Raw genomic sequence first — 25,097 nt, 5'->3', positions numbered from 1 at the left:
TTTGTCTAAATAAGTTTGAAGAATTTTTTGGCATGCTTCTCCGAAAGCGACTGCATCAAAAGCGACCGGATTTTTGTGTTGTTGTTGACGTTTTTGATCGATAGGTCGGGATAGGCAGCGTACCACGCCTGGGTGACAACCTGGGAATTTCTACTCCAGGCAAGAAAGTGCTCCTCGTCATAGGCCCCGCCGGTCAGCAGGAAATTTGTCTTCGGAAACACCTTTGTATTGGAAAAAATCCCTGTCAAGCCCCAACCACTATTATCGATAAAATCACCCAAGTACTGTTGCCAACTCCCATCAAAATTGCTGAAAAACAAAACCCTGGAATTGTCCTCAAACATGACCCACTTGGCAAAGTGGATCGTCGGTATTCCCATGAGTTTGCCCTGTACGAATACTGTCTTGATCAATCCCCTGGAAAGCAGAAACATAGCCTTGATGGTAACCAATCTGACCCAGCCGGTCTTCATGTCTACCAGCTGGCTAAACTGATTTTGATACTTAAAATCCTCATAGGACTCCAATTCCGTCATATAGTCGCTATCGAGCCCACTGCGTTTCATAGTGAAATTTTCATCCTTCACCTCATAGAAGAAGTGGACAATCAGCAACCAAACGATAATCAAAGGAAGTAACAAAATCAAAATCAAACCGACCAAGACAAGTCCGGGAATATTTATTTTCGGCAGGCTGACGGTTGATTTGTTCAAAAAATCAAACCGGGCATCTGCCAGCACATGTGATTTTACCTGTTGATGGATTGATTTGGCGGAAACACCTACCCAGGACTTTGAATCGAGAAAGGACCGGATTGCGTCCCGCAGTTCCCGCTCTTGTTTTATCTGCTTGACAGTGCGCCCCGGAGCCCCGATGTACACCGCAGCGTCCTTTACCAAGTTGCTTTGCAAATACGAAGTCCGACTTTGAGGATTCCTGTTTTCTGCGGAAGGATAATCCTCACAAAAGCAAAAAACACTATCAATGGTGTTGGACGATTCAGAGCAGAGCTTTGCAAAGAACTCAGCCAGGTTCCCATCAAAATCAGCCACAAAGACCAACTTAGGATTACGCTTTGTCGCGTCATCGATGTAAGATTTTCCATGGTCGATGACAAGCCATCTCGCAAAATGCACCATCCCCAATTGCTCAAATTCCGATGCAGTTCCACGATCTATTTCTTTGTTGATTTCGGCTAGTCGCTGCAGCAATTCCTCAACCTTGCCTTGAACAATCGGAACAACAACGGTAATCGAATTTTGGCGCATAAAACACAATTTTGAGATTTCTGTTCAAAAAATAAGCATTAACTAACTTTCAAAATCCAACGCAAATCACCTTGGTAAAAAGGAGCATTCCAAACGCGATGCATAAATCCAAACACCTTAAGCGCGAAACATCCCCAACATCCAATCATGAATGTAAGGAATCTTAATGAGCGAACAAACTGGCCAACAGTCAAGGACAAAAAAAACAAGGGTGTCATCGAAAATCACCCTTCGTGGCTCAAATTCACTAGGAATGAAATCCCAAAAACCTGACCTGTAGTTCCATAATAAAGAGACTCAAAATTTCATAGATTTTCAGGCTCCTGCTTTCAAAATCCTTACCGATCGGAATATGTGACTCCTCCTCTTTTGCCCTGTTCGACGATCAAAAAAAACTTCGCCCTAAATTTCGATTTAGAAAAAAATCGGCTTACCCAAATCATTGTAGTCCAACGTAGGATTTTCAACAATATTTAGCTTAATTTCAAGTATGTATTGAAAAACTAAACCCAAACAACCATGGCTATTGTTAACATTTACCTGACCTTTAACGGAAACTGCAAAGAAGCATTTGACTTCTATGCCAGCGTACTTCAACAGAAATTCTCCGATTTCAACCTATTTGGAGAAATGCCGCCACAGCCCGGATTTGAGTTGTCGGAAGCGGACAAAAACCGAGTAATGCATGTGACACTTCCCATCAGTAAGGAGACATCACTCATGGGTTCAGATACTTTTCCGCATCAGCCTGTCAGTTTTGGTGACAACTTTTCGATTTCAATCAGTCCTGATTCCAAGAAAGAAGCAGACAGGATCTTTAAGGAACTAGCCGAAGGAGGAAATGTCGTGATGCCAATGTCGGACACATTCTGGAACGCTTACTTTGGGATGGTCAAGGACAAATTCGGCGTTAATTGGATGATCAATTTTGACTCTTCACATTCCTAACAATCATGAAAAAATACAGCATCGAACTGAAATGGGCCCTGGCGTTTGCAGGAATGTCACTCGTATGGATGGCATTGGAGCGCATGGTTGGCTTGCACGATACGCATATCGACAAGCATGCGGTTTATACCAATCTGATCGCAATCCCGGCGATTAGCATTTATGTTTTGGCTCTATTGGACAAAAGAAAAAACTACTACGGTGGCAAAATGACTTATATGGAAGGATTCATTTCGGGCATGGTGGTAACCCTGATCGTGACCGTCCTCAGCCCACTTACCCAGATCATCACCTCGCTGGTCATCACGCCGTACTACTTCGACAATGCCATCCAGTATGCCGTATCAAATGGGAAATCTACTCCTGCTGCCGCCCAAGACTACTTCAACCTCAAAAGCTATATCATCCAGGGTTTGATTGGCGCTCCCATTATGGGTCTGATCACCACAGCCATCGTGGCATTCTTCACCAAAAACTCCAAATAACTCCCACAAAAAGCACCATGGACAAGGCAGAACAAACCATGCTGGACAACCTCCGGAAAAACACTGGAAAAACCCTCGAAGAGTGGATCGAATCCGTCAGGGGCAAATCCTTCGCGAAACACGGGGAGATCATGAAGTACCTCAAAGAGGAAATCGGGCTTACCCATGGATTTGCAAACCTAATCGCGCTGAAAACGCTTAAATCCGATGCAGGGTCTGTTGAAAACAAAGACGATCTTATCCAAAACCAATACAAAGGAAAAGAGCATTTTCTTCCGATTTATGAAAAGCTTGTTTCTGAAATTCAAAAGTTCGGATCAGACATTGAACTTGCCCCGAAAATGGCCAACGTCAGCGTGCGGAGAAAAAAGCAATTCGCGTTACTCCATCCAATCACCAAGACCCGCTTCGAAATTGGCATCAACTATAAAGGTCAAGAACCAAGTGGGAAACTGCTGGCTAGCGGCAACGCGATGTGCACCCATAAAATCAATATCGGCACTTTGGATGATATCGATGCTGAGGTAATCGGCTGGCTGAAGCAGGCCTACGAGCATGCTGGTTAGTAAACTTTTTTTGTAATCGATCAATCTTCGCCTAGCCCATTCATGGAATCTACCTGCCTTATTCAAACCCCAACTCCCAACCTACAACAAAGTCAAGCTTTCTATGAGCAAATCGGTTTTATCCCTTTAGATAATTCGCGCCTCATTTGGACCGATGCTAAGGCCCATATCGAAATAAATCCGGATCGATTCGCACGGGCTGGGATCAAACTTTTCAAGTCTGATTGGGGCAAAGAAGTCGGGCATTTGCAACTTATAACAAAAGTGATTGCTGTTGGCGATGGATATGTACTTGCGGATCCATCAGGTACTTGGATTTACCTAATTGAAAAAGAACCACCCATTCAAACTGGAAAGCGTGGCGACTCTATTGGAATGCTCGGCAATTTTCACGGGGTGAGCCTAGAAACCATGGATTTGGACAAGTCTGTTTTGATTTTTGAGAATTTGGGATTTGGCCATACAGGAGGTTCGACAGAACAAGGATACATTGTCTATTCGTTAGGAGATTTTTCTGTGAGTCTGATGAAGCCACTTTCCTGCCCCCACCTTTTCTTCAACCCCTCACTCACCTATTTCAATAGCAAAAACAACCTTTCGATAATCGCCAAACTTCGCGAAGTTGGCGTACCTTTTTCAGAAGAGATCACAATTTTCAACGAGGGAGGCCTCGTGGACAATGTCATAATCAGAGATCCGGGTGGCATCGGGTTTTTCATATTTAGTGATTGACCGATTATCGAAAACCCGTGGGAAAAACAAAGTAAATCTCCAATTTTAAGGGATTGAAAGATCCGTTATGTCCGATTTCTCCTCCCAATTCTGCCATAAAATCCATATCAAAACCTTTGGATCAGCTTTTTTAGCATCCATTCTTCTCTTTTTTTACTCTTGTCAACCGAGCTCCGAAAAACTTGCCTCTGGTACACTATTGGGCTATTTGCAATTAGATAATTCCCTCTTGGAGATTTCGGAGGTAGCAACGGGCTTGGAAGTCCCATGGGATTTGGATGCTTCAGAGGAGGGAAAACTTTGGTTTACCGAAGTAAGTGGAAGGCTTTTTTGTTTGGATTTGCAAACCTTGGAAAAAAAGGAAATTTTGAAGCTAGACGATGTTCTGGCTAAGAAATCCTATGGATTGCTCGGAATGGCGGTTCACCCTGAAAAAGGGCATGTTTTCCTCCACTACACCTTTGCCATTCCAAAAAATGCCAACGAGGAATCGGTGATGTCCCGCTTGGTACGGTATGATATTTCGGAAAGCGGATTGGAGAACAGGTTGATTCTGCTGGACAGCCTGCCCGGCAATACTTTCCACAATGGCTCGCGGATACTGATTGTTGGAGATTTGATTTACTTTTCACTTGGAGATGTGGGTAAAGTTGATCAAGCGCAATCCGTAGACTTCCTCGGAGGAAAAATCATGAGAATTGGGCTTGACGGAAGTATACCTGAAGACAATCCTTTTCCAGAAAATCCCGTATGGGCTGCTGGCTTTAGAAACTCACAAGGGCTGACCTTGGGAAAGAACGGAAATCTCTATGCTTCCGACCATGGCCCTATCAATGACGATGAAATCAACTTGATCGTGAAAGGAGGAAATTATGGTTGGCCTAATGTTGCAGGATTCTGTGACACATCCGAGGAGTCTGAGTATTGTACAGACCATACCGTGATTGAGCCGCTTCGAGCCTGGACACCAACGATTGCGACAGCTGGATTGGAATATTATCGCAGTAAAACCATACCAGAATGGGAAAACAGCCTCCTACTTGCGACAATGAAGGGCCGCTCGCTTCGGGTCCTCCACCTCAACACCAATGGTGATGAAATCGAGTCGGAGGACATTTATCTACAACAGGTTTTTGGAAGGATTCGGGACATCTCAATCGGCCACGCCGGAGAAATCTATCTGAGCACCTCCAATCGGGATTGGCATCCCAGGTTCCAGCCATGGATGTACGAAGGCTTACCCGAAGGCCCGGACAGGATCATTCGATTGAGAAAAATACCAGATCAGGAGCAGGACAAAAGCCTTCCGGTCTTTTCATTGGAAAAAGAACCCATCCGCTTGTTGGACGAAAACTGGAATCCAGAAGTACCAGCCGAACTCACAAAAGGCAGGAATCTATATGCGACCCATTGCCTCGCCTGTCACGGACCTGATGGCATGGGTTCAGAAGACCTGATCCCGCCACTTGCAAATACTCCTTGGGTCACTGGCGACAAAGGGAAACTCATTCGGACAATGCTTAAGGGTATCAGCGGTGAAATTGAAGTCAATGGTAAGATTTTCAATCAGGAAATGCCTGCTTTTGCCCACCTCCAAGACGCTGAGTTGGCGGAAATCCTAACGTTCATCAGAAACCAATTCGGAAATAAGGCTTCAGCAGTGATTCCCGGCGAGGTATTTGAGGAACGAAAAGGACTAAATCGGCAATAAAAAACAATTCATAACAATTCAGGTTTATTTAGCCCACAGTGGCTCGGAATTCATCACCGGAATTTCAGCACTGGCCTGAACCAATGCGGAAAACAGAAATTAAGGTAAATGCTTTGTGCCCCGATTTCAGGATAATTCAGGCAAAAAGACAACAAAATCGGCTCGCTAATCTAGGCTTGGTAAAATTGACCTCTTTTCGGTAGAATTATCGGAATAGGTCTATATTTTTCATAAAAAGTTTAATTTAATTTTTTAATCATAAGTTTCCAGACGCAGAATTATTTGGCTGTGTTACATTTTACAATCCATGAAATGCAATAAGTGAGCCGAAAATTTCTGTTCATCCTTGAATTGGAATATTTTATTTATCTGTTTTTCAGTTACTTATATTTTTAAAAAAAATATTATCAGGAAAAGTCCAATTTAAATTTCCATTATTAGAAAGTATTTATTTACATTTAACAGCCAGATAGAAGAGAATCGCGCAGATTCACCCCCAGTAACGTTTAATGATTCACCCATGGATCACCAAAAAAAATGGAATAAGATCATTTTGGTTGATGACGATGTCGTAACCAATCATGTACACAAAAAACTCATCAATCACCTTGGCTTTCAAGGTGAGGTGATCACCCTCCCAGATGGCGGGCATGCAATGAGTTATATCAATTCTAAATTGGAACAACCGGAAGCAAAGAAACGGGGGGACAAGGAATTGGTACTTTTAGACCTCCACATGCCAAAAACCAACGGGTGGTCGTTTTTGCAGCAGTTCAAACAGTTTGACAAAAAGACTAAAAATAAGTTCAGGATCGTGATGGTCAGTAGTTCGATCCATCCTGACGATATAGAGCCGATCAAAGAAATTTCAGAAATAGCCGAATACATAATCAAGCCAATCTCGGTCGACCACATGAAAAAACTCATCTACGGATAAAAAAAGAGGCTATCGGATTCGATAGCCTCTTTTTTTTTAAGCAGGTAGTCTAAAACCTTGCCGGGCGTACAGCTTCCATTGTTTCTTTTCCTTTTTCCAAACCATCAAAGTCGCAAGCCTTAGGTTGATCGGATCACCCGTAGGGCTCAGACCACGGATGATCAATAGGTTGCGCATGATGGCTGTATTTCCAGAGACTTGTACCGTCTCGCTTTCTCTTTCGATTGTTTGATAGGAAATTGGATTTTTACTTACAACCTCCTGTAAAAACGCTGCCTTATCCTGGATCACGCCGGAGGAATGGCCATAACTGAGGTCTTCCGAAACCACGGAGGACAAATCCATCGCATCAGCTTTGATCATCCCGACAATAAGCTTGTCGAATGCCTGCGAAACCATTTTTTCTTCGGTATTCTGGCCTTGAATTTCCCCGAAAAACAAGCCTGAAATAAATATAAGTGTCAACAATTTTTTCATAATTGAAAATTACCCCAATCATAAACTCCTCCCAAACCGTCGATACAATAATTGATGCCCTTATGGATAAAATCAAGATGACTTCATCATTGTCGACCATAGAGAGCCTAAAAATCACTAAATTTCTCTCAAACTCGATATTCGAAAATGGTACCGACACTAAGCGTTCAAGTTGCCTATCAGATTCAACGACCCGCCGAGGAGATATTTGAAGCAATCGTGGATCCTGATAAGATGGCCAAGTATTTCCTTTCCAAGGGGAGCGCCCGAATGGATGAAGGGAAGACAGTTTACTGGTCGTTTCCCGAGTTTCCGGACGAGGAACCTGTACAAGTCGGCAGGATAGCTCAGAACCGTTTGATATCCTTTTCATGGAAAATCGACGGCTTGGATCATTTTGTGGAAATCACACTCGAGCCAAAAGGACCCTCAGACACGCTTGTGAAGATCACTGAAAAGGAAAGGCCAAATGACGAAGCGGGAATTCGCTGGCTGAAGGGCAACACCGAAGGATGGATGAATTTCCTGTGCTGCCTGAAAGCCTACCTGGAGTACGGCATCAATCTTCGGAAGGGTGGCTACGATTTCTACATGAAAAAGTGAGATCCTTTACGTACATCCTTTCATGTAAATCATGTTAAAGTTGGCGAGGACAAATTTGGATGTTGGCAGGCCTCTCTTAACTTTGCGCACTCAATGAACGGGACATTTACCGATACCGCCGCTTGTTTCTCCAACACCTTTTTCGGTGGCGTCCATCATTTCCACCATTCCTCCTAAGGAGGAACTTTTAACACATACCGCCCATGGAGGGTTATGCATAGGATGCATCAGCCTATATCTCCAAAATGATCATCAGCATTTTGATTCTAACCGTATATTGCATCCATGAATTCAGTTTTGAAAATAGCCGTCCAAAAAAGTGGCAGATTGAGTGACGATTCCCTATCGCTTGTCAAGGAATGTGGGATCAAATTTTATAATGGGACCGGAAAGCTTATTTCCGCTTCCACGAACTTCCCTGTAGAGTTTTTGTTCCTACGCGACGATGACATTCCCGGCTATGTGGCCGACGGCGTGGCTGACTTAGGCATAGTCGGGGAAAATGAGATGGTCGAAAAAGCCAAGGACGTAGCCGTTCTCAAGAAGCTTGGCTTCTCCAAATGCCGCCTTTCTTTGGCAATTCCAAGGGGAGTCGCGTATGAGGATGTTTCCTATTTCCATGGCAAGAGCATTGCCACCTCCTACCCTAGAATTCTTCAGGATTATCTCGAATCACATGGAATCAGGGCAGATATCCACGAAATCAGCGGCTCGGTTGAAATTGCACCAAGTATCGGACTGGCGGATGGGATCTGCGACATTGTGAGCTCGGGATCGACCTTGATGATGAACGGCCTGAAAGAAGTCGAGGAAATCTTCAAATCAGAGGCGGTACTAATTGCCAACAAAAACCTTTCCGCAGAAAAATTGTCCATTGTTGACCGCTTGCTCTTCAGGATCAACGCGGTTCAAAAGGGCAAAAGCAACAAGTATGTCCTGCTCAACGCCCCCAACCATGCATTGGAAAAAATCATTGCCTTGATTCCCGGAATGCGTAGCCCGACGATTCTGCCCCTCGCGCAGCCGGGCTGGTCATCGGTCCACTCGGTGTTGAGCGAGGACCAATTTTGGGAGAATATCGAGGAACTCCGTGCCGCTGGTGCGGAGGGAATATTGGTCGTCCCAATTGAAAAAATGGTTGTCTGATTCAAAAAAAGCTTCTACATATTTTTCATTCCAATTATGAAACTGATCGTCAATCCTTCCAGGTCCGAATGGGCAAAAGAACTACAGCGTCCAATCCAAAAGACCAAGGAAATCGAAAAAATCGTCAAGCCAATCATGCGGAAGGTCAAGCGCATGGGCGACAAGGCGTTGAAGAAATTTGCGCTGGAATACGACCATGTCCAGATCAAAACCCTTTTGGTATCTGCTGAGGAAGTCCAAAAGGCCAAATCTCTTGTCGATCCCGACCTACAGGCCGCGATCCTGCAAGCCAAAGAAAATATTGAGACATTCCATGCGGCACAGGCTACCCCTGATCTCGTGATGGAAACAATGGAGGGAGTTACCTGTATGCGCCGCTCAGTGCCTATCCAGCGGGTTGGTCTGTATGTTCCCGGCGGTACGGCGCCACTTTTCTCGACTGTGCTGATGCTCGGAATTCCAGCCAATTTAGCTGGCTGCGACGAGATCATCCTATGTACCCCCCCCGACAAAGAAGGCAACATCCATCCAGCAATCCTATTCACGGCGGATTTGATCGGGATAGACAAAATCGTGAAGGCAGGTGGCGCCCAAGCGGTAGCGGCTTTGACCTTTGGTACCGAATCCGTGCCCAAGGTTGACAAGATTTTTGGGCCTGGAAACCAATATGTAACCGCAGCAAAACAATTGGCCACCAAAAACGGCGTCGCGATCGACATGCCGGCGGGTCCCTCAGAGGTGTTGGTGTATGCCGACAGCAGCGCAGTGCCGGCTTTTGTCGCCGCTGACCTGCTTTCCCAGGCCGAGCATGGCGTAGATTCCCAAGTCGTGTTGGTTGCATCTTCCGAAAAAATCGCTAAGAAAGTGCAAGAAGAAATCGAAGAACAACTTGGGAAACTTCCTAGAAAAGAAATCGCAAAAAAGGCATTGGAACATTCAGTCATCGTAGTGATGCCCAAACAAGAAAAGGCAATCGAGCTGATCAACGACTATGCGCCCGAGCACTTGATCATCTGCGTGGAGAATGAGGACGAAGTCGTTTCCCAGATTGTCAACGCTGGTTCGGTTTTCATCGGCAACTTCACGCCGGAATCTGCGGGAGACTATGCCTCAGGCACGAACCACACCCTTCCTACCTATGGATATGCAAGGAATTACAGTGGCGTGTCTTTAGATAGTTTTTTGAAGAAAATCACTTACCAAAAAATTACCGAAAAAGGAATCAAAAATCTCGGACCCACCATAGAGAAAATGGCTGAAGCCGAACACCTTGACGCCCACAAGCGTGCGGTAAGTATCCGGTTGAAATACCTCAAAGACAAGAAATAATGGCATTTGATATAAAAAAGCTGCTGAGGCCACACATCCTCAGCATCAAACCCTATTCTTCCGCAAGGGACGAGTATTCGGGTAAGGAAGGTGTTTTCCTCGACGCCAATGAAAATCCCTACAGTTCACCTACCGGGGAAGCTTTCAACCGCTATCCTGATCCATACCAACACCTGATCAAAGAAAGACTTGCTCCCATCAAGGGCGTGGGAAAGGAACAAATTTTTCTCGGAAATGGCAGCGACGAAGCGATAGACTTGTTGATGCGGGCATTTTGTGTGCCGGGCAAGGACAATGTCCTTTTGCTACCACCAACATATGGCATGTATGAGGTATCTGCGTCGATCAACGATATCGCAATTAAACGTGTAAGCTTGACTGAAGACTTTCAATTGAGGCCGAAGGAAATCCTAGAGGCGGTTGACGAGCATACCAAAATCATTTTCATCTGCTCTCCCAACAATCCGAGTGGTAACAAAATGCGCAGGAGTGATATCCACGCGATTCTGAAGGGATTTGAAGGCCTGGTGGTTATAGATGAGGCTTATGTTGACTTCTCGGACGAACCTAGCTTCACAACGGAGTTAAACGAGTTCCCAAACCTACTTGTAATGCAAACCTTCTCAAAGGCCTGGGGTTTGGCAAATTTAAGGATTGGGATGGCCTTTGCATCGGCGGAAATCATTCGGGTCCTAAACCTTATCAAACCACCCTACAACATCTCCGGTCTCACCCAAGAAAGGGTATTGGCATCATTGGAAAACGCTGAAAAGGTTAAGGAGGTAGTAGCTGCGATTCTAAAGGAGCGCGAAGTTTTGGAAAAAGCATTGAAGCGAATCCCTTTGGTTCAAAAGATCTACCCTTCCCATGCCAATTTCCTCCTGGTAAAAGTACTGGCCGCCAAGGAAATGTACGATTACCTAACCCAAGAAAAAATCATCGTGCGCGACCGGTCCAAAGTAACGCTGTGTGACAACTGCCTCCGGATTACCGTGGGCACGCAGGATGAAAATCGTCGTCTTCTGGAAGCTATGTCCGAATTCCAGCCATTAGAAAAAACTCTCAAACCATGAAAAAAGTACTTTTTATAGACCGTGACGGCACCATCATTGTCGAGCCGCAAACCGACTTCCAGATTGATAGCTTGGAGGACTTGGAATTTATCCCTGGGGCAATTTCAAACCTTCGGAAGATCGCGGAGGAAACGGACTTTGAGCTGGTGATTGTCACCAACCAAGATGGATTGGGTACAGACTCCTTGCCGGAGGAAAACTTCTTGCCCGCCCACAATAAGATGATGCTTACTCTGGCGAATGAAAATGTACATTTCGCAGACGTGCATATCGATCGGTCTTTTGAGCATGAAAACCTTCCCACAAGGAAGCCCCGGACGGGTCTGCTCACCAAATACATGCAGGGAGGATATGACCTTGCCAATTCGTATGTGATTGGAGATCGAAAAACGGACGTACAACTCGCCAAGAATCTGGGTGCAAAGTCAATCTTTATAGGCAAATCGACCGAAGATGCGGATTTCTGCACCGAAAGTTGGGATGAGATTTACCGCTTCCTGCGAATGCCTCCACGCATAGGGGACGTGAGAAGGAAAACCACGGAAACAGACATCCATGTCAACGTCAACCTGGACGGTACCGGCAAATGTGAAATCTTCACAGGTCTGCCCTTTTTCGACCATATGTTGGAGCAATTGGGAAAACACGGCGGGACCGATCTGCACATTGAAGTGAAGGGCGATCTGCATATCGATGAGCACCATACAATTGAGGACACGGCTTTGGCGCTAGGCGAAGCCTATCTGAAGGCCCTTGGCGACAAAAAAGGGATCTACCGCTACGGTTTTCTTTTGCCAATGGATGATGTTCTTGCGCAGGTTGCCATTGATTTTGGTGGCAGGCCTTGGATAGTTTGGGATGCGGAGTTCAAGCGGGAAAAGATCGGCGATATGCCTACGGAGATGTTCTTTCATTTCTTCAAGTCATTTTCAGACACTGCCAAATGCAACCTCAACATCAAAGCTGAAGGCCAAAACGAGCACCACAAGATCGAGGCGATATTCAAAGGCCTTGCCCGTGCGATCAAAATGGCCGTCAAACGCGATATTGCGGCGCTCAATCAACTGCCGAGCACGAAGGGAACGCTTTGACGCAGTCCCGTAATAATGGAAGAAAGACTGTTTCCTGCAGGCATGGGCTGAATTTGGACAGCTTTTTCTGATGGAGTGTTTGACGTATCAAAAAAGGTAGGTTTTCAAATTCTACAAATAGAATTAAATTAAGGTATTGCATATTATTACGATTTTTTCGTAGATTGCCGACATGATAAGGAAATCTTTTTGTCTTGCGGCGGTATTGATGCTTTGTAATGCTTGCCTTGGTAGCTATTCGGAAGGTGAGCGACTGTTTCGCAGCGCGCGATACCAAGAGGCAATCGGTGAGTTTTCCCGAAGTCTCTTTCTTCATGTCAACGATCTAAAGACCCTCCATTTGAGGGCAAGGTCCTACGAGGAGTTGGGGGAGTTTGAAAAAGCCGTGGAAGACTACCAAACGATTCTTTACCACGAGCCAACTTACGCACAGGCTTTGGCTGGAATCGGTAAGATATTCTGGAAGAAAGAGGACTATAAAAATGCCGAAAAATATCTCCTGCTCGCCGCCAAACAGGACGGTGAGGATTTTGAAATCCTACTGCTACTCGGCCGGGCCATGTTGATGAATGAAAACTACAAGAGTGCTGACGAATTTCTCCAACTCGCCAAAGAACTCAATCCAAAACACGCGGGGGTGTATTTTTACCAAGGAATGGCACGTTCCCAAATTGGAGATATACTTGGTGCGGCGGGTTCATTTAACATGTGTCTGAAATACGACCCCGAAAACCTTACTGCCCGCTACAACCGAGGACTGGTACTTTTACTCATTGGCCATACGACTTGGGCATTGGAGGATTTTGAAACCATTTTGCAGAGCAACCCAAGCCATATTGAAGCCCTTGCGCGACGGGGCCATGCCAAAATCCGCCTTCAGGACCCTTCCGGCTGCGCAGACCTTCAACAAGCCGCGCAACGGGGAAGTCTTTATGCGCAATTGCATCTGGACGGGTGCTAGGAAGTAAGGATGTTGGAAGATGGGAAGCGAAGCAAGTTGTGAATTTGAAGATCATGTTGAGACTGCCTGATGGTTTCAGGGCTTCAACTTCTAGGAAAATGAGTTATCCCGGAAAACAAACAGCCACCCATTTCTAGGTGGCTGCAGATTTTCAAAACAGGCTGTACGATTACCTGATTGTCATGTCGTAGGGCATACGGACCATCAAACCTTCGTAGGTCTTGAGTTTCTCGACCTGATTGTATATCGGATAAAGATCACCCATTTGGTGTTTTCTGTACATTACCTGCACATCATTGGTGAATTGGCTCATGAAGCGCTCAAACCAGGGTTTTTGGATTGGGTAATAGACTACCCGATAGTCATCAGCAACACCAGCTTTCTTGGCAGCGATTTCGATAGCATCTTCCAAATCTCCCAAGATATCCACAAGCCCATTTTCCTTTGCCTGATTGCCCGTCCAAACGCGTCCTGACGCTATTTTCATGATTTCTTCCTTCGTTTTGTTTCTTCCTTCGGCAACCCTCGTCAAGAAAACATCATACCCTTCTTCCACCTGCGCTTGGAAAATCGAGCGTTCGACATCGGTGATCTTCCGGGTGGGTGTGAGCATATCAGAGAGTTCGCCCGTTTTGACAACATCCGTTGTGATGCCAAGCTTGTTGTTCAACAATCCCTGGGCATTGAACCAAAGCGCGAAAATTCCTATCGAACCGGTAATCGTATTTGGCTGGGCAACAATCGTATCTGCGGCGGCGGCGATGTAATAACCACCGGAAGCAGCTACCTCGCCCATCGACGCGATCACCGGTTTTTCCTTACTCGCCAATTCCAATTCTCTCCAAATCACCTCAGAAGCCAATGCCGAACCTCCTGGGGAGTTGACCCGAAGGACGATGGCCTTCACGTCCTTGTTTTTACGCGCATCGCGGATTTCCCGCTGAAAAGTCTCTGAACTGATCGCACCCTCGACCCGTCCGCTCACGATATCACCTTCAGCGACAACCACGGCAATTCTGTTCTTGGAAGTCCTGTTTTTCGGCTTGACCGTACGGTTGATATTGCTGACATTGATCGTCGTAATCTTATCATCTTGGCTTAGCCCGAGCTTTTCTTTCATGGCATCGATAACTTGGTCTTCGTACCATAGGTCATCGACCAGCTTGAGGTCTACAGCGTCCTTGACCTTCCTCACCAGCATTTTGTTACTGATATTGAAAAGCGTGTCGGCAGGTATCCCGCGGCTTTCCGCGATTTCTCCAATCATTACCTTATTGAGGTCATTGAGGAAGGATTGGGTTTGGAGTCGGTTTTCCTCGCTCATTTTGTCCAAAATGAATGGCTCTACGGCGCTCTTAAAATCCCCTACCCTGAATACCTCGGGCTGCACTTCAAGCTTCTCGAACATCCCTTTGAAAAATACGATCTCAGAGGCAAAGCCGTTGAGCTCGATCAAACCCGATGGGTTCATGTACACTTTGTCAGCAACGGAAGACAGGTAATAGGCAGGTTCCGTGTAATATTCACCATAACTATAGATGAATTTTCCCGACTCCTTGAAATCCAACAAGGCATCACGCAGTTCCTTCAGACCAGCTTGGCCAGCTGAGAACGTTCCTGCCTTCATGTAAATACCTTTGATATTTTCATTTTCCTTAGCGGCTTCGATCGCGGTCTTTAGACTAATCAGGCCTACCGTTGGCATTCCCCCGAAGCCAAAAGAGGAAAAGTCGGGTTCATCTTCATTGGCCCTTTCGACTAGGACCCTTCCCTCCAAGTTGAGCAAAAAGACAGAATTTTCACTGACACTGACTTCCTGTTCGGAAGAAGCAATCATCGCAATGAGGCCCGCCATGATGAAAAAGCTGATGACCGAAAAGACCAACAAGCCGACAATCACTGCGAGGACGTTTCCAAGAAATTTCATATACTATTCTATTTTGAGGCTAAAATACTCGTTTTTTGTAAATGTGCTTAATACACAATTTTCAACATGCAAAGTAAGCAAGTGGTTTTGATCATCGGTGGAAATTTGTACGACCGCATGGCTTTGATTGACCAATGCAGGAAATTACTGGCTGACTTTTTGGGTCCGGCATCTAAAGCATCTGCCGTTTACGAATCCGAAGCTTGGGGAGGAAAATCCTCCGGAAATTACCTCAATCAGGTTTTGGCATTCGATACAGAACTTTCTGCCATGGAAATCCTAGAGGGAATTCAATCCATCGAACAACAGCTGGGTCGCAGCAGGGAGGAGAAATGGGGAAACAGAACCATGGACATTGATATTCTTGCCTTTGGTGAAGAAGTCATCGAAACAGATCTGCTTTCCATTCCCCATCCTTTCCTCCACTTGAGGCGATTTGTATTGGTTCCCTTGGCGGAGATCCTGCCAAATTGGATACATCCTTTGTTGAGAAAATCCGCGAGTGAACTCTTGGAAGAGTGCCCGGACATCAGCCAAGTCTGGAAATTGAAATAAAAAACCCGGCTGAACCGGGCTTTGTGAAGTCAAATGCTGGAAACTTCGGCTTCCTTGTGGATTTTTTTCACCAATCCCTGGAGCACCTTACCTGGGCCGCATTCGATAAAATGGGTCGCGCCATCGGCGACCATGTTTTGGACACTTTGAGTCCACTTCACCGGACCTGTCAGTTGTGCGATCAGGTTTTTCTTGATGGTATCTACGTCTGAGACAGCTATTGTGCTTACGTTTTGGTAAACTGGACAAATGGGCTTGCTGAAATGGGTGCTTTCGATGGCTTTTTGCAGTTTTTCCCGCGCAGGTTCCATCAAGGGAGAGTGGAAAGCACCGCCAACCGGAAGGGGAAGTGCACGTTTTGCACCAGCGTTTTTCATGACTTCGCAGGCAAGCTCAATGCCTCTATTGCTACCTGAGATTACGAGTTGTCCTGGACAGTTATAGTTGGCAGGAACTACGATCTCCTCTGTGATGCCCGCGCAAAGTTCCTCCACTTTTTCATCCTCCAATCCCAAAATGGCCGCCATTCCCGAAGGATTGATTTCGCAGGCTTCCTGCATGGCCAATGCCCGTTGGTAGACGAGTTTCAAACCGTCTTCGAATGCCAATGCGCCATTGGCTACCAAAGCGGAAAACTCGCCCAAGGAATGACCTGCCACCATATCGGGCTTGAAACCCGGGGAGCACTTTGCCAAAATTACTGAATGGAGGAAAATTGCGGGTTGGGTCACCCTAGTCTGCTTCAGTTCCTCCTCAGTACCATTGAACATGATATCCGAAATCCTGAATCCAAGAATATCGTTGGCTGATTCGAAAAGCCTTTTTGCTTCCTCATTGCCTTCGTAAAGTTCCTTTCCCATGCCGGGAAATTGTGCTCCTTGTCCAGGAAAAACATATGCTTTCATAATTGGTGGTTTTTGGATAAGGCGCAAATATACCAAAATCTCGCTGAAGCACATTTACCAGCATTCGGCCGCAGTAGCCTCCCCTGCAATTTCAATTGAATAATTCTCGTTTGGAGGGGAATGACTTTCGGTTAATTTTAGCAACACAAACCCAAATTCCCATGAGCGTTTTCCCTCGATTTTTGATCTTCAGCTTTCTCCTCTTCCTATCGTTTGCTGGTTTTGCCCAAACTGACCTTGCGCGCTGGCAGCAACGTGCCGCACAGACGGAAATCATCCGCGATCAATGGGGAATCCCACATGTGTATGGGAAAACAGATGCGGATGCTGTTTTTGGGATGGTCTACGCCCAATGCGAAGATGATTTCACCCGGGTTGAAACCAACTTCATCAACGCCATGGGAAGAATGGCGGAGGTAAAAGGGGTCAGCCACGTCTATCATGACCTTCGGATGAAGCTGTTTATCGACGAGGACATTGTGAAGGAGGAATTTGAGAATTCACCGAAATGGCTGCAGGAATTGATGGTCGCATGGGCTGACGGGATCAATTTTTACCTTTATACAAATCCAAAAGTCAAGCCGCTCTTGATCACAAAATTTGAGCCTTGGATGGCGCTGACCTTTAGCGAAGGAAGCATCGGCGGGGACATTGAAACCATTGCCTTGAATCCGCTGCGCTCATTCTACGAAAAAGGCGAACCTTCTGCAATTGCCTTGGAAGAACGGGATTTCGAAATTGAACCAAAAGGCTCCAACGGATTTGCCATCTCCCCGCAGCTTACCAAAAACGGGAATGCCTTGCTTTTGATCAATCCGCATACGTCCTTCTACTTCAGGCCGGAAATGCATATGGTCAGCGAAGAAGGATTGAACGCTTACGGTGCCGTGACTTGGGGACAGTTCTTTATTTATCAGGGGTTCAATGAGTACAACGGCTGGATACATACGTCCAGCAAGGCCGACGCGATCGATCATTATGCCTTGACTGTGGAAGAAATGGAAGGGAAATATCACTATCGCTTCGGTGGGGACTGGCGACCTCTAAAGGAAAAAACGATCACACTGAAATACAAAGATGGAGATGGATTTTCAGAAAAGAAGATCGTCGCCTACTACAGCCATCATGGTCCTGTGATTCGGGAAGAAAACGGAAAGTGGATAGCCATATCACTGATGGTCGAACGGGTGAAAGCATTGACGCAATCCTACACACGTACCAAAACCAAAAACCATGAGGAATTTCGCTCCACCATGGACCTGAAGACAAACTCATCCAACAACACGGTCTATGCCGACCGGGATGGAAATATTGCCTACTACCACGGCAACTTTATCCCGAAGAGAAACCCAAATTTCGACTGGCGTAATACAGTGGATGGCAGCAATCCCGATACAGATTGGCAGGGACTGCATAGCCTTGATGAGATGATTTTCATCTTCAACCCAAGGAATGGATGGATTCAAAACTGTAACTCTACTCCGTTTACTGCAGCAGGCCGATTCAGCCCAAAGAAGGAAAATTACCCCGCCTATATGGCTTGGGATTTGGAAAACGCGCGGGGCCTGAATGGCGTGAGGGTGCTCGAAGACCAAAAAAACCTTACCCTTGAATCACTGATTACCATTGCTTATGAACCCACCCTGATGGCATTCAAGCCGCTGGTTCCATCCTTGGTCAAGGCCTTTGAAAACCTTCCTGATACGGATCTTCGCAAAATCCTATTGCTCCAGCCACTCGGAGTCTTGGCGTCTTGGGATTTGAAAACAGGGGTAGAATCCGTTGGAACGACCTTGGGCGTCTTTTGGGCAAATCAATTGATGGCAGATGCACGTGATCTGGAACGTCCCTGGGATGCCTATATCTTTGATTTTTTGGCCAAAGAGACTTCAGATGAAATGAAAATCGCAGCATTTGAAAAGGCCTTGGAAAAACTGAAATCCGACTTTGGAACCTGGGAAATGCCATGGGGCGAAGTGAATCGATTCCAGCGTATTTCGGGAGAGATCGAACCACACTTTGATGACACGCAAGCCAGTTTCCCCGTCGGAATGAACTCATCCATGTGGGGTTCACTGGCAGCTTATGGAAGCCGGCCCCACCCGAATACAAAAAAATGGTACGGCAATGTCGGCAACAGCTTTGTGGCCGTGGTCGAATTTGGCGAAAAGGTGAAGGCAAAGAGCCTACTAGCCGGTGGCCAAAGCGGTGACCCCAGTTCTCCCCATTTTGCAGATCAGGCGGAGATGTATGCACACGGGAAGTTCAAGGATGTGAGTTTCTATCGGGAAGATGTGGTGAAAAACACAAAGAAAACCTATCGACCGGGAGAAAAATGAATAACCCTGTGCCAAGATGAAAGTCTTTTTTCTGTACAACAGAAAGAATCTATGATTGTAGGGCCCGGTATATAGAATCCACAAAAAGTAGGATAGAAGCCTTTTAAATTTCAAATGATATTTTTACCTTTGTCATATGAAAAATATTAAAAAGTATCCCGAGCTGGCACCAGAAGATCCTTCACTGTTGAATGATTTTCAGGCTTCCTATGATTCCCCAAGCACTTTTGTGGTCCAAAAAGGAGGAAAGACGACCAGCTACAATGTCCAAAAAGGCTACGGGTACTATCTAAAAAGCCTCAAAAATATTCAAAGCCTGACTGACGTTGGAGCACTGCTGGACAGGAATCTGACTTTTGCCGAGATTACTGACATTGTTGATTACTTGGATATGAAAATGATCGATGTTGCCAAATCCGCATCAGTGTCTCCGAGTACGGTTTCGAGATGGACAGCTGATAGCCCGATAGGTACTCCAGGTTCCTATCAGTTTTTCAAAATAGATGAAGCCATCAAAAAGGGAGTCGCATATTTTGGCAATCCAAGCCGATTGAAATCTTGGCTCAATAGCCCCAATTTGGCCTTGGGACAAGCACGCCCAGCTGACTTGATGGTGTCTTTGACGGGCATTGAGTTGGTACATGAGGCGATAGATGCCCTTCACTTTGGAAATGTCCTTTAGTCATGCTGCATTATTACCGCATGATGTCCGAAAAGTACTACCAAGAGCCCTACAGCAGTTCCTTTTCCGGTGGCAGATGGAATCCAAAAGGCATGCCGATGATCTATGCCGGAAGTTCGGCGTCATTGGCAGCCTTGGAATACCTCTGCATCAAGGGGACGGCCGCCGCGCTCGAACCATGGTATGTGGTCGTTTATGGGATAGATGATGTCTCCATGGTGGGTGCATTGGACAAAGACAGCCTGACTGGAAGTTGGGATATGTTGCCGCATGGAAACGCCACCCAGGAATTTGGAAGGCTTTGGTTAACCGAACGATCCTTTCCTTTTCTGAAAGTACCTTCTGCCCGGCTTCATCTTTCTTTCTACCCAGACGAGCACAATCTCTTGGTAAATCCGACCTTTCCCGGTATTCATGACCTTTTCAAAGTGGTAGACACGAGGAGGTTTGAGTATAAGCTTGGGGGTTAGCTATATTTCAATTGCTTCGAAATCGAAAAAAACATTACGATTTATCGATTCTCAACGGCCCATTGGCCAACCTTCACCAGCCCTTTTCCCAGGCAAACCAAATCAACCTGCCTCCAAAATAAATGAGGACGACACCGACAAGGTAATTGAGCTTGGCCAAGAGTTTGGCGGTGACAAAGCGGGAAAGCTGCTTTGCGATAAAGGCTTTGAGCAGGTCGATTACAAACACAGTCAACAAGATCCCCGTGTAGAACAGCCAAACTTCTGCCCTTCCAAACCCTTCTTTGAGATTGACCAAGCCGGCGATGGAAATCCAAAATAGCATCACAAAAGGATTGATACCATTGATGCTGAAACCCTTCATGAAGCCGGTCCGCTTTTTTGCTTTGGGAAGTGGAAACCCGCCCGAACTTGGTCGGCTGACTCGTTTTTTTAGCAGCGTACTGACGCCAAATCCCACCAAAACCAGTCCTCCGACGAACCCGAGGACCACTTCAAAATGCGGATTGGAAGCGAAAATAGAGACGCTGAGGTACGTTAGAATGACATAAATCAGATCCGAAACCAATATCCCCAAGGCCAATACAGCTGCATACCTAAAGCCGTTCTCCAGACTGTTTTGGATCAAGGTAAAGAAAACGGGACCGATCATGGCCGACAGCAAAAGCCCGATACTCAGTCCCTCCGCAAAGGCCTGCATCATAGGCTAAGCCCTTTCTTGTCGAGAAACTGTAGCCAGTCCAGCATCTTGTCCCCTTTGAGTACGCGGGGAAACTTGTTTTGGCCACCCTCCTTTCCGTGCATTTTCATCCAATCGTAGAAGTCCGCCGGTGATAGCACAGTAAGTTCTATTTTTTTCAAGGCATGTTTTCGCTCCACCACATAGTCATCGTTTAGGGACTTGAGGTTATCATCGATTTGTTTCAATAGCGCCTTTTGATCCACAGGATCGTCAGTGCCGACAAACCAATGGTGCCTGAAAAGACTTCCGTGCGGCAAGCCCAAAACGGTGAATTCCCTGATATTGAGGTTCATCTGCTCTGAGACCATTTCCACGGCTCGGTTCATATTGTCCATGGAGAGGTGCTCTCCGCAAAGGCTCAAAAACAGTTTAGTCCTGCCCGTGATGATGATCTCGCTTTCTTCTTTGGAAACAAAGCGAATGACGTCCCCAATCATGTAGCGCCACGCCCCTGCACAGGTGCTTATCAATAAAGCATAATCTACTCCTTCCTCTACCTCGTTGATGTGGAGTGTTTTGACGCTTGGCCGCAATTCGCCCTCTTCGTCAAAGTTATCGTCGTTGTAGGGGATAAATTCATGGAAAATGCCATTGTTGAGCACCAAGCGCATGGATTTACGATTCGGCAAAGCCTGAAAAGCCAAAAACCCCTCTGAAGCCAAATAGGTCTCCATATAGATCAGTGGTTTTGCCAGCAGCGTTTCAAAGCCCTTCCTGTAGGGTTCAAACGACACACCACCATGGACAAAAATCTGGAGATTGGGCCAAATGTCGTGGATGGTTTTCAGCTTGTACCGCTCAATGATTTTTTCCAACAAAATCTGCAACCAAGCCGGGACGCCCACAATGATGCCGATGTCCCATTTGTATGCCTTCTCGACAATCTGGTCGAGTTTTTCGCCCCAATTTTTATTCTTCGAAATCTTCTTTCCCGGCTTGTAGAACCTTTGAAACCAAATCGGCAACTTGCCTGCAGTAATTCCGCTCAAATCTCCCGAAAAGTATGTACCGTTAAACTCCAAATCCGTACTTCCTCCTAGCATCAGGATTCCTTTTGTGAACAGCTTGTTCGGCAGGTCATATTTAGATAGGCTCAAAATTTGTCTCACGCCTGTCTTTCGGATGGCGTTGACCATATCTTTGGTGATAGGGATATACTTTGAAGTAGCTCCTGAGGTTCCCGAGGTCAAAGCGAAGTATCGGATGGTGCCTGGCCATGTAACGTCCTCCTCCCCGTTTTTGAGTCGGTGCCACCATTCTTGGTAGATTTTATTGTAATCATAGATCGGCACTTGGTTAGAAAACGCGCTGTAAAAATCATCCTCACCTTTCTTAAATTCCGTCAGGATAGCTTCGAATTGGTACTTGCGGCCAAATTCCGTGTCCTTGGCCTTAATCAGGAGTTTTTTCAGTTCCTGTTTTTGGAGGTCGAGGGGCGAGCTATACTCCTGCTCCAAAGATTCCCTCAGTCTTATGCCTTTTTTTAGCAAGGTACCCAATATCGCCATATCTTTGTTTGAAAAGTGTAGGGCCAAATTTACTGGAATGAGCATTAAGGCAAACCTTTCTTCAATAAAAAACAGTTTTTATAATCCTACCTGCTTGCTCATCGCCGTAAGCAAAACCCAGCCAAGTTCGGCGATCTTGGAAGCCTTTGGCGCAGGGATACGTGATTTTGGGGAGAACAAAGTGCAGGAACTGACCGCTAAGCAAGCCGAACTTCCCGGAGATATACGCTGGCATTTTATCGGCCACCTACAAACCAATAAAGTGAAATACATTGCGCCCTTTGTCCACCTGATTCATGGAGTGGACTCGTGGAAGCTGCTATTGGAGATCGACAAACAAGCCGAAAAATCAAGTCGTGTATGTTCCTGCCTCCTGCAGATTCACATCGCCCAGGAAGAAACCAAGTTTGGCCTTGATCGGGAGGAACTGCAGGCAATACTTCAAAACCCCGAACTTCAGCATCTGAAAAATGTACGGATCATCGGCCTGATGGGAATGGCGAGTTTCACTGAGGATGTGCATCAAATCAGAAGTGAGTTCAGATTCCTGAAAAACCTTTTTGAAGAATGCAAATCCCTTCAGCTACCAGAAAACGTACAACTGTCAGAACTTTCCATGGGCATGAGCGGTGATTATTTGATAGCACAGGAAGAAGGGAGCACGATGGTAAGGATCGGAACGGCGATATTTGGAGAACGAAATTATACTAAACAGTGAAAAACAGAAATTATATACAATTGGCTGCCATGCTAGGGATGTTGGCGGTGGGGATCGGCGCATTTGGAGCGCATGGGCTTGAGCCGACTTCGGAAGCCAACGGCCGTATAGAAACCTTCGAAACAGCCGTGAAGTACCATTTCTACCATGCCTTGGCAATCTTGGCGCTGGCGATTTGGCTTCAGGTTCAGCCGCAGCATACATTTTTGAAATCAGTGATGGGTTTGTTGGTTTTGGGAATATTGATCTTCTCGGGTTCACTGTATGTGTTGTCCCTGACGGGTATCAACTGGCTGGGTGCCATTACGCCCATCGGTGGTGTGGCTTTCATAGCAGGATGGTTTTGGTTATTTTGGTCAGCACGCAAACTCAAGTCATGATCGCAAAGCGTCTAAAGACCGTCATTTTCCTTTTTGCTGGCCTGTGGTATTGCCAAAATACCTGGGCACAGGATCCGGAAATCCGCGCCCATTATCTCGGCTTGGATAAATTGCTGAATGAGCAGTCCTACTTTGGGAACCACTTCACAGGCTTTATGCTTTTTGACCTGGACAGCCAAAGGGTATTGTTTGAGAAAAACAGCCACCTCAATTTTATCCCCGCCTCAGTCACCAAGCTGCTGACCTTTTATGGAGGAATCTCGGTCCTTGGCGACCGCCTTGCCGCTTTTCGGTACGTCGAATCGGGTAAATCCGTCAAAATCTGGGGAACAGGATATCCACTATGGGAATACCGTGACATGAAGCATCCCGATATAGATGCTTTCCTCGCCAAGTATGATACGGTCTATTTCTCCGACCAAAACTGGAAAGATGAGCCATATGGCTATGGCTGGCAGTGGGACGATTTCTTTTATTCCTATTCTGTGGAAAAATCCGCCTTCCCGATCTACGGCAATTTTGTGACGTTCAAAAACTCCAACCGGGTCCCCAAACCAAACATCCCATTTTTCGACAAACCTGTAAGTATTAGCCAAAAAGCCACCAAGGAGGTAATGCGGGAGCTTTGGTCTAACAATTTCTATTTCAATCCGGCGAGCTATACTGCTTCTGAATCGGAAGTTCCCTTCATTACCTCAAGTGAACTGTTTGCGAGCCTGGTTTCCGAAAGGATCAAAAAGCCAGTCGTGGTGATCAAAGATTCAATCCCAAGCGAGCATTTGGTCTTTGAGGTCGAAGGAGCAAAAGAAGTATGGCGGGAAATGCTGCAGGAAAGTGACAATTTCCTCGCGGAGCAGCTACTGTTGATGGCAGGCGAATACCAAACGGGTGAATTGAATACCGAGCGCGCCATAGCCTACATCCAAAAGACATTCCTTTGGGACCTTCCCGACCAACCAAATTGGATGGACGGTTCAGGCCTGTCACGCAACAACCTGGTCACTCCCCGGGCCATGATCCAATTGATGGTGAAGCTCGAACAACTGATTCCGAGGGAAGAATTGAAGAGCTTTCTGGCTGTGGGAGGTGTAAATGGCACACTGAAAACCACCTATAAAGGCTCGAGTCCTTATATTTTTGCAAAAACCGGAACGCTCAGCAACAACCACAGCTTGGTCGGCATTATCAAAACCGACTCAGGAAAACACTTGGCCTTCGCATTTATGAACAACAATTACCTCCAAAAAGCCTCCGAAGTCCGCCGGGAAATGGAAAAGGTGATGGGGTATGTGAAGCAGCATTTTTAAACCCGGTAAATTGGAAACATGAAGGTTCAGAACGCAAAATTTGACTTTTCATCCCCAGAGGAGCAAGAAAAAAGAAGAATCGCCAAAATTAGGTCATTAAGCTACGGCGAAAGGTTGGAGAGGCTTTTCGCATTACTTGAGGTTTCCAAAATGTTTGCGAACGGGAAGGTTGTTAAGAGTGAGTAAAAAATTTCCACGTGATAATTGTGCTGAGAGAAAGAAGCATTTATTGGGATT

At 46.1% G+C, this 25,097-nt stretch carries 25 protein-coding genes; 19 read left to right on the top strand and 6 right to left on the bottom strand.

Translation table 11 applies throughout. The features are described from left to right. Positions 1-5 precede the first annotated feature (5 nt). A complete protein-coding gene (locus L0U89_RS14370; protein ID WP_234862148.1) occupies positions 6-1,268 on the bottom strand; it encodes a hypothetical protein in 1,263 nt (420 codons plus the stop codon). Between the two features lie 519 nt (positions 1,269-1,787). Here L0U89_RS14370 and L0U89_RS14365 point away from each other — a divergent pair. The 6 genes from L0U89_RS14365 to L0U89_RS14340 all read left to right on the top strand — a co-directional run bounded on the left by L0U89_RS14365 (position 1,788) and on the right by L0U89_RS14340 (position 6,647). Further along, a complete protein-coding gene (locus L0U89_RS14365) occupies positions 1,788-2,216 on the top strand; it encodes a VOC family protein (protein ID WP_234862147.1) in 429 nt (142 codons plus the stop codon). A 5-nt stretch (positions 2,217-2,221) separates the two neighbouring features. Next, positions 2,222-2,701 carry a DUF4199 domain-containing protein gene (locus L0U89_RS14360; RefSeq protein ID WP_234862146.1) on the top strand — a complete coding sequence of 160 codons (480 nt, stop codon included), beginning with the start codon at positions 2,222-2,224 and terminating at the stop codon, positions 2,699-2,701. 17 nt (positions 2,702-2,718) lie between these two features. Continuing rightward, a complete protein-coding gene (locus L0U89_RS14355; protein WP_234862145.1) occupies positions 2,719-3,267 on the top strand; it encodes a DUF4287 domain-containing protein in 549 nt (182 codons plus the stop codon). Between the two features lie 42 nt (positions 3,268-3,309). Continuing rightward, the gene (locus tag L0U89_RS14350) at positions 3,310-3,999 is read left to right on the top strand and encodes a hypothetical protein (protein ID WP_234862144.1); all 690 of its coding nucleotides are present in this window, start codon (positions 3,310-3,312) and stop codon (positions 3,997-3,999) included. A 208-nt stretch (positions 4,000-4,207) separates the two neighbouring features. Next, the gene (locus L0U89_RS14345) at positions 4,208-5,710 is read left to right on the top strand and encodes a PQQ-dependent sugar dehydrogenase (RefSeq protein WP_234862143.1); all 1,503 of its coding nucleotides are present in this window, start codon (positions 4,208-4,210) and stop codon (positions 5,708-5,710) included. A gap of 520 nt (positions 5,711-6,230) precedes the next feature. Then, entirely contained in the window at positions 6,231-6,647 is a 417-nt protein-coding gene (locus tag L0U89_RS14340) for a response regulator (RefSeq protein ID WP_040479721.1), read from the top strand. 36 nt (positions 6,648-6,683) lie between these two features. Here L0U89_RS14340 and L0U89_RS14335 read toward each other — a convergent pair whose 3' ends face one another. After that, positions 6,684-7,124, bottom strand: coding sequence for a nuclear transport factor 2 family protein (locus L0U89_RS14335; protein WP_234862142.1), 441 nt, complete (start codon positions 7,122-7,124; stop codon positions 6,684-6,686). A 147-nt stretch (positions 7,125-7,271) separates the two neighbouring features. On the opposite strand from L0U89_RS14335, the gene L0U89_RS14330 reads away from it, so the two are divergent. From L0U89_RS14330 to L0U89_RS14305, 6 genes are all read left to right on the top strand, one after another. After that, positions 7,272-7,727 carry an SRPBCC family protein gene (locus L0U89_RS14330; protein ID WP_234862141.1) on the top strand — a complete coding sequence of 152 codons (456 nt, stop codon included), beginning with the start codon at positions 7,272-7,274 and terminating at the stop codon, positions 7,725-7,727. 285 nt (positions 7,728-8,012) lie between these two features. Then, positions 8,013-8,873, top strand: coding sequence for an ATP phosphoribosyltransferase (hisG, locus tag L0U89_RS14325; RefSeq protein WP_040479718.1), 861 nt, complete (start codon positions 8,013-8,015; stop codon positions 8,871-8,873). Positions 8,874-8,909: 36 nt separating this feature from the next. Then, positions 8,910-10,202 (top strand): histidinol dehydrogenase, encoded by a 1,293-nt coding sequence (hisD, locus tag L0U89_RS14320; RefSeq protein WP_234862140.1) that lies wholly within the window; start codon positions 8,910-8,912, stop codon positions 10,200-10,202. Continuing rightward, the gene (hisC, locus tag L0U89_RS14315; protein WP_234862139.1) at positions 10,202-11,275 is read left to right on the top strand and encodes a histidinol-phosphate transaminase; all 1,074 of its coding nucleotides are present in this window, start codon (positions 10,202-10,204) and stop codon (positions 11,273-11,275) included. Before hisD ends, hisC begins: the two co-directional genes overlap by 1 nt. Continuing rightward, on the top strand, positions 11,272-12,366 hold the full coding sequence (gene hisB, locus L0U89_RS14310; RefSeq protein WP_234862138.1) for a bifunctional histidinol-phosphatase/imidazoleglycerol-phosphate dehydratase HisB: 1,095 nt from the start codon (positions 11,272-11,274) through the stop codon (positions 12,364-12,366). The genes hisC and hisB overlap by 4 nt, the downstream gene beginning before the upstream one ends. 172 nt (positions 12,367-12,538) lie before the next feature. Further along, positions 12,539-13,327: a tetratricopeptide repeat protein gene (locus L0U89_RS14305; protein ID WP_234862137.1), complete on the top strand. Its 789-nt coding sequence runs from the start codon at positions 12,539-12,541 to the stop codon at positions 13,325-13,327. 169 nt (positions 13,328-13,496) lie between these two features. On the opposite strand, the gene sppA is transcribed toward L0U89_RS14305, so the two are convergent. Continuing rightward, the gene (sppA, locus tag L0U89_RS14300; protein WP_234862136.1) at positions 13,497-15,254 is read right to left on the bottom strand and encodes a signal peptide peptidase SppA; all 1,758 of its coding nucleotides are present in this window, start codon (positions 15,252-15,254) and stop codon (positions 13,497-13,499) included. 66 nt (positions 15,255-15,320) lie between these two features. Between sppA and folK the strand changes: the two genes are divergently transcribed. Then, a complete protein-coding gene (gene folK / locus L0U89_RS14295) occupies positions 15,321-15,809 on the top strand; it encodes a 2-amino-4-hydroxy-6-hydroxymethyldihydropteridine diphosphokinase (RefSeq protein WP_234862135.1) in 489 nt (162 codons plus the stop codon). A gap of 29 nt (positions 15,810-15,838) precedes the next feature. Here the strand turns inward: folK and fabD are convergent, their stop codons facing one another. Continuing rightward, entirely contained in the window at positions 15,839-16,714 is an 876-nt protein-coding gene (fabD, locus tag L0U89_RS14290) for an ACP S-malonyltransferase (RefSeq protein ID WP_234862134.1), read from the bottom strand. Between the two features lie 161 nt (positions 16,715-16,875). On the opposite strand from fabD, the gene L0U89_RS14285 reads away from it, so the two are divergent. From L0U89_RS14285 to L0U89_RS14275, 3 genes are all read left to right on the top strand, one after another. Next, on the top strand, positions 16,876-19,053 hold the full coding sequence (locus L0U89_RS14285) for an acylase (RefSeq protein ID WP_234862133.1): 2,178 nt from the start codon (positions 16,876-16,878) through the stop codon (positions 19,051-19,053). Between the two features lie 136 nt (positions 19,054-19,189). Beyond that, entirely contained in the window at positions 19,190-19,735 is a 546-nt protein-coding gene (locus L0U89_RS14280; RefSeq protein ID WP_234862132.1) for an antitoxin Xre/MbcA/ParS toxin-binding domain-containing protein, read from the top strand. 2 nt (positions 19,736-19,737) lie between these two features. Continuing rightward, entirely contained in the window at positions 19,738-20,205 is a 468-nt protein-coding gene (locus L0U89_RS14275) for an RES family NAD+ phosphorylase (RefSeq protein ID WP_234862131.1), read from the top strand. A 73-nt stretch (positions 20,206-20,278) separates the two neighbouring features. Here L0U89_RS14275 and L0U89_RS14270 read toward each other — a convergent pair whose 3' ends face one another. Both L0U89_RS14270 and L0U89_RS14265 read right to left on the bottom strand, forming a co-directional pair. Then, positions 20,279-20,908: a LysE family translocator gene (locus L0U89_RS14270; protein ID WP_234862130.1), complete on the bottom strand. Its 630-nt coding sequence runs from the start codon at positions 20,906-20,908 to the stop codon at positions 20,279-20,281. Continuing rightward, positions 20,905-22,455, bottom strand: coding sequence for a GH3 family acyl-acid amido synthetase (locus L0U89_RS14265; protein WP_234862267.1), 1,551 nt, complete (start codon positions 22,453-22,455; stop codon positions 20,905-20,907). The genes L0U89_RS14270 and L0U89_RS14265 overlap by 4 nt, the downstream gene beginning before the upstream one ends. Before the next feature lie 37 nt (positions 22,456-22,492). Between L0U89_RS14265 and L0U89_RS14260 the strand changes: the two genes are divergently transcribed. Genes L0U89_RS14260 through L0U89_RS14250 form a run of 3 tightly spaced genes read left to right on the top strand, consistent with a single transcriptional unit; the run spans position 22,493 to position 24,860 of the window. Next, positions 22,493-23,173 carry a YggS family pyridoxal phosphate-dependent enzyme gene (locus L0U89_RS14260; protein ID WP_234862129.1) on the top strand — a complete coding sequence of 227 codons (681 nt, stop codon included), beginning with the start codon at positions 22,493-22,495 and terminating at the stop codon, positions 23,171-23,173. Positions 23,174-23,202: 29 nt separating this feature from the next. Beyond that, positions 23,203-23,553 (top strand): DUF423 domain-containing protein, encoded by a 351-nt coding sequence (locus L0U89_RS14255; RefSeq protein WP_255777909.1) that lies wholly within the window; start codon positions 23,203-23,205, stop codon positions 23,551-23,553. After that, positions 23,550-24,860: a D-alanyl-D-alanine carboxypeptidase gene (locus L0U89_RS14250; protein WP_234862127.1), complete on the top strand. Its 1,311-nt coding sequence runs from the start codon at positions 23,550-23,552 to the stop codon at positions 24,858-24,860. Before L0U89_RS14255 ends, L0U89_RS14250 begins: the two co-directional genes overlap by 4 nt. Positions 24,861-25,097 lie beyond the last annotated feature (237 nt).

The sequence above is a fragment of the Mariniradius sediminis genome (genome assembly GCF_021491425.1).
GTDB classification, from domain to species: domain Bacteria; phylum Bacteroidota; class Bacteroidia; order Cytophagales; family Cyclobacteriaceae; genus Mariniradius; species Mariniradius saccharolyticus.
Note: the sequence above shows the minus strand (reverse complement) of the source record. Positions and strands in the feature narration are given on the sequence as shown.

Bases quoted from the DNA above. Each gene is read 5' to 3' on its own strand.
- L0U89_RS14355 (WP_234862145.1), top strand. From the start codon at position 2,719: ATGGACAAGGCAGAACAAACCATGCTGGACAACCTCCGGAAAAACACT.
- hisB (WP_234862138.1), top strand. From the start codon at position 11,272: ATGAAAAAAGTACTTTTTATAGACCGTGACGGCACCATCATTGTCGAG.
- hisC (WP_234862139.1), top strand. From the start codon at position 10,202: ATGGCATTTGATATAAAAAAGCTGCTGAGGCCACACATCCTCAGCATC.
- hisD (WP_234862140.1), top strand. From the start codon at position 8,910: ATGAAACTGATCGTCAATCCTTCCAGGTCCGAATGGGCAAAAGAACTA.
- L0U89_RS14265 (WP_234862267.1), bottom strand. From the start codon at position 22,455: ATGGCGATATTGGGTACCTTGCTAAAAAAAGGCATAAGACTGAGGGAA.
- L0U89_RS14305 (WP_234862137.1), top strand. From the start codon at position 12,539: ATGATAAGGAAATCTTTTTGTCTTGCGGCGGTATTGATGCTTTGTAAT.
- L0U89_RS14370 (WP_234862148.1), bottom strand. From the start codon at position 1,268: ATGCGCCAAAATTCGATTACCGTTGTTGTTCCGATTGTTCAAGGCAAG.
- L0U89_RS14270 (WP_234862130.1), bottom strand. From the start codon at position 20,908: ATGATGCAGGCCTTTGCGGAGGGACTGAGTATCGGGCTTTTGCTGTCG.
- L0U89_RS14335 (WP_234862142.1), bottom strand. From the start codon at position 7,124: ATGAAAAAATTGTTGACACTTATATTTATTTCAGGCTTGTTTTTCGGG.
- L0U89_RS14350 (WP_234862144.1), top strand. From the start codon at position 3,310: ATGGAATCTACCTGCCTTATTCAAACCCCAACTCCCAACCTACAACAA.
- L0U89_RS14365 (WP_234862147.1), top strand. From the start codon at position 1,788: ATGGCTATTGTTAACATTTACCTGACCTTTAACGGAAACTGCAAAGAA.
- L0U89_RS14250 (WP_234862127.1), top strand. From the start codon at position 23,550: ATGATCGCAAAGCGTCTAAAGACCGTCATTTTCCTTTTTGCTGGCCTG.
- L0U89_RS14260 (WP_234862129.1), top strand. From the start codon at position 22,493: ATGAGCATTAAGGCAAACCTTTCTTCAATAAAAAACAGTTTTTATAAT.
- fabD (WP_234862134.1), bottom strand. From the start codon at position 16,714: ATGAAAGCATATGTTTTTCCTGGACAAGGAGCACAATTTCCCGGCATG.
- folK (WP_234862135.1), top strand. From the start codon at position 15,321: ATGCAAAGTAAGCAAGTGGTTTTGATCATCGGTGGAAATTTGTACGAC.
- L0U89_RS14285 (WP_234862133.1), top strand. From the start codon at position 16,876: ATGAGCGTTTTCCCTCGATTTTTGATCTTCAGCTTTCTCCTCTTCCTA.
- L0U89_RS14255 (WP_255777909.1), top strand. From the start codon at position 23,203: ATGCTAGGGATGTTGGCGGTGGGGATCGGCGCATTTGGAGCGCATGGG.
- L0U89_RS14280 (WP_234862132.1), top strand. From the start codon at position 19,190: ATGAAAAATATTAAAAAGTATCCCGAGCTGGCACCAGAAGATCCTTCA.
- L0U89_RS14275 (WP_234862131.1), top strand. From the start codon at position 19,738: ATGCTGCATTATTACCGCATGATGTCCGAAAAGTACTACCAAGAGCCC.
- L0U89_RS14330 (WP_234862141.1), top strand. From the start codon at position 7,272: ATGGTACCGACACTAAGCGTTCAAGTTGCCTATCAGATTCAACGACCC.
- sppA (WP_234862136.1), bottom strand. From the start codon at position 15,254: ATGAAATTTCTTGGAAACGTCCTCGCAGTGATTGTCGGCTTGTTGGTC.
- hisG (WP_040479718.1), top strand. From the start codon at position 8,013: ATGAATTCAGTTTTGAAAATAGCCGTCCAAAAAAGTGGCAGATTGAGT.
- L0U89_RS14340 (WP_040479721.1), top strand. From the start codon at position 6,231: ATGGATCACCAAAAAAAATGGAATAAGATCATTTTGGTTGATGACGAT.
- L0U89_RS14360 (WP_234862146.1), top strand. From the start codon at position 2,222: ATGAAAAAATACAGCATCGAACTGAAATGGGCCCTGGCGTTTGCAGGA.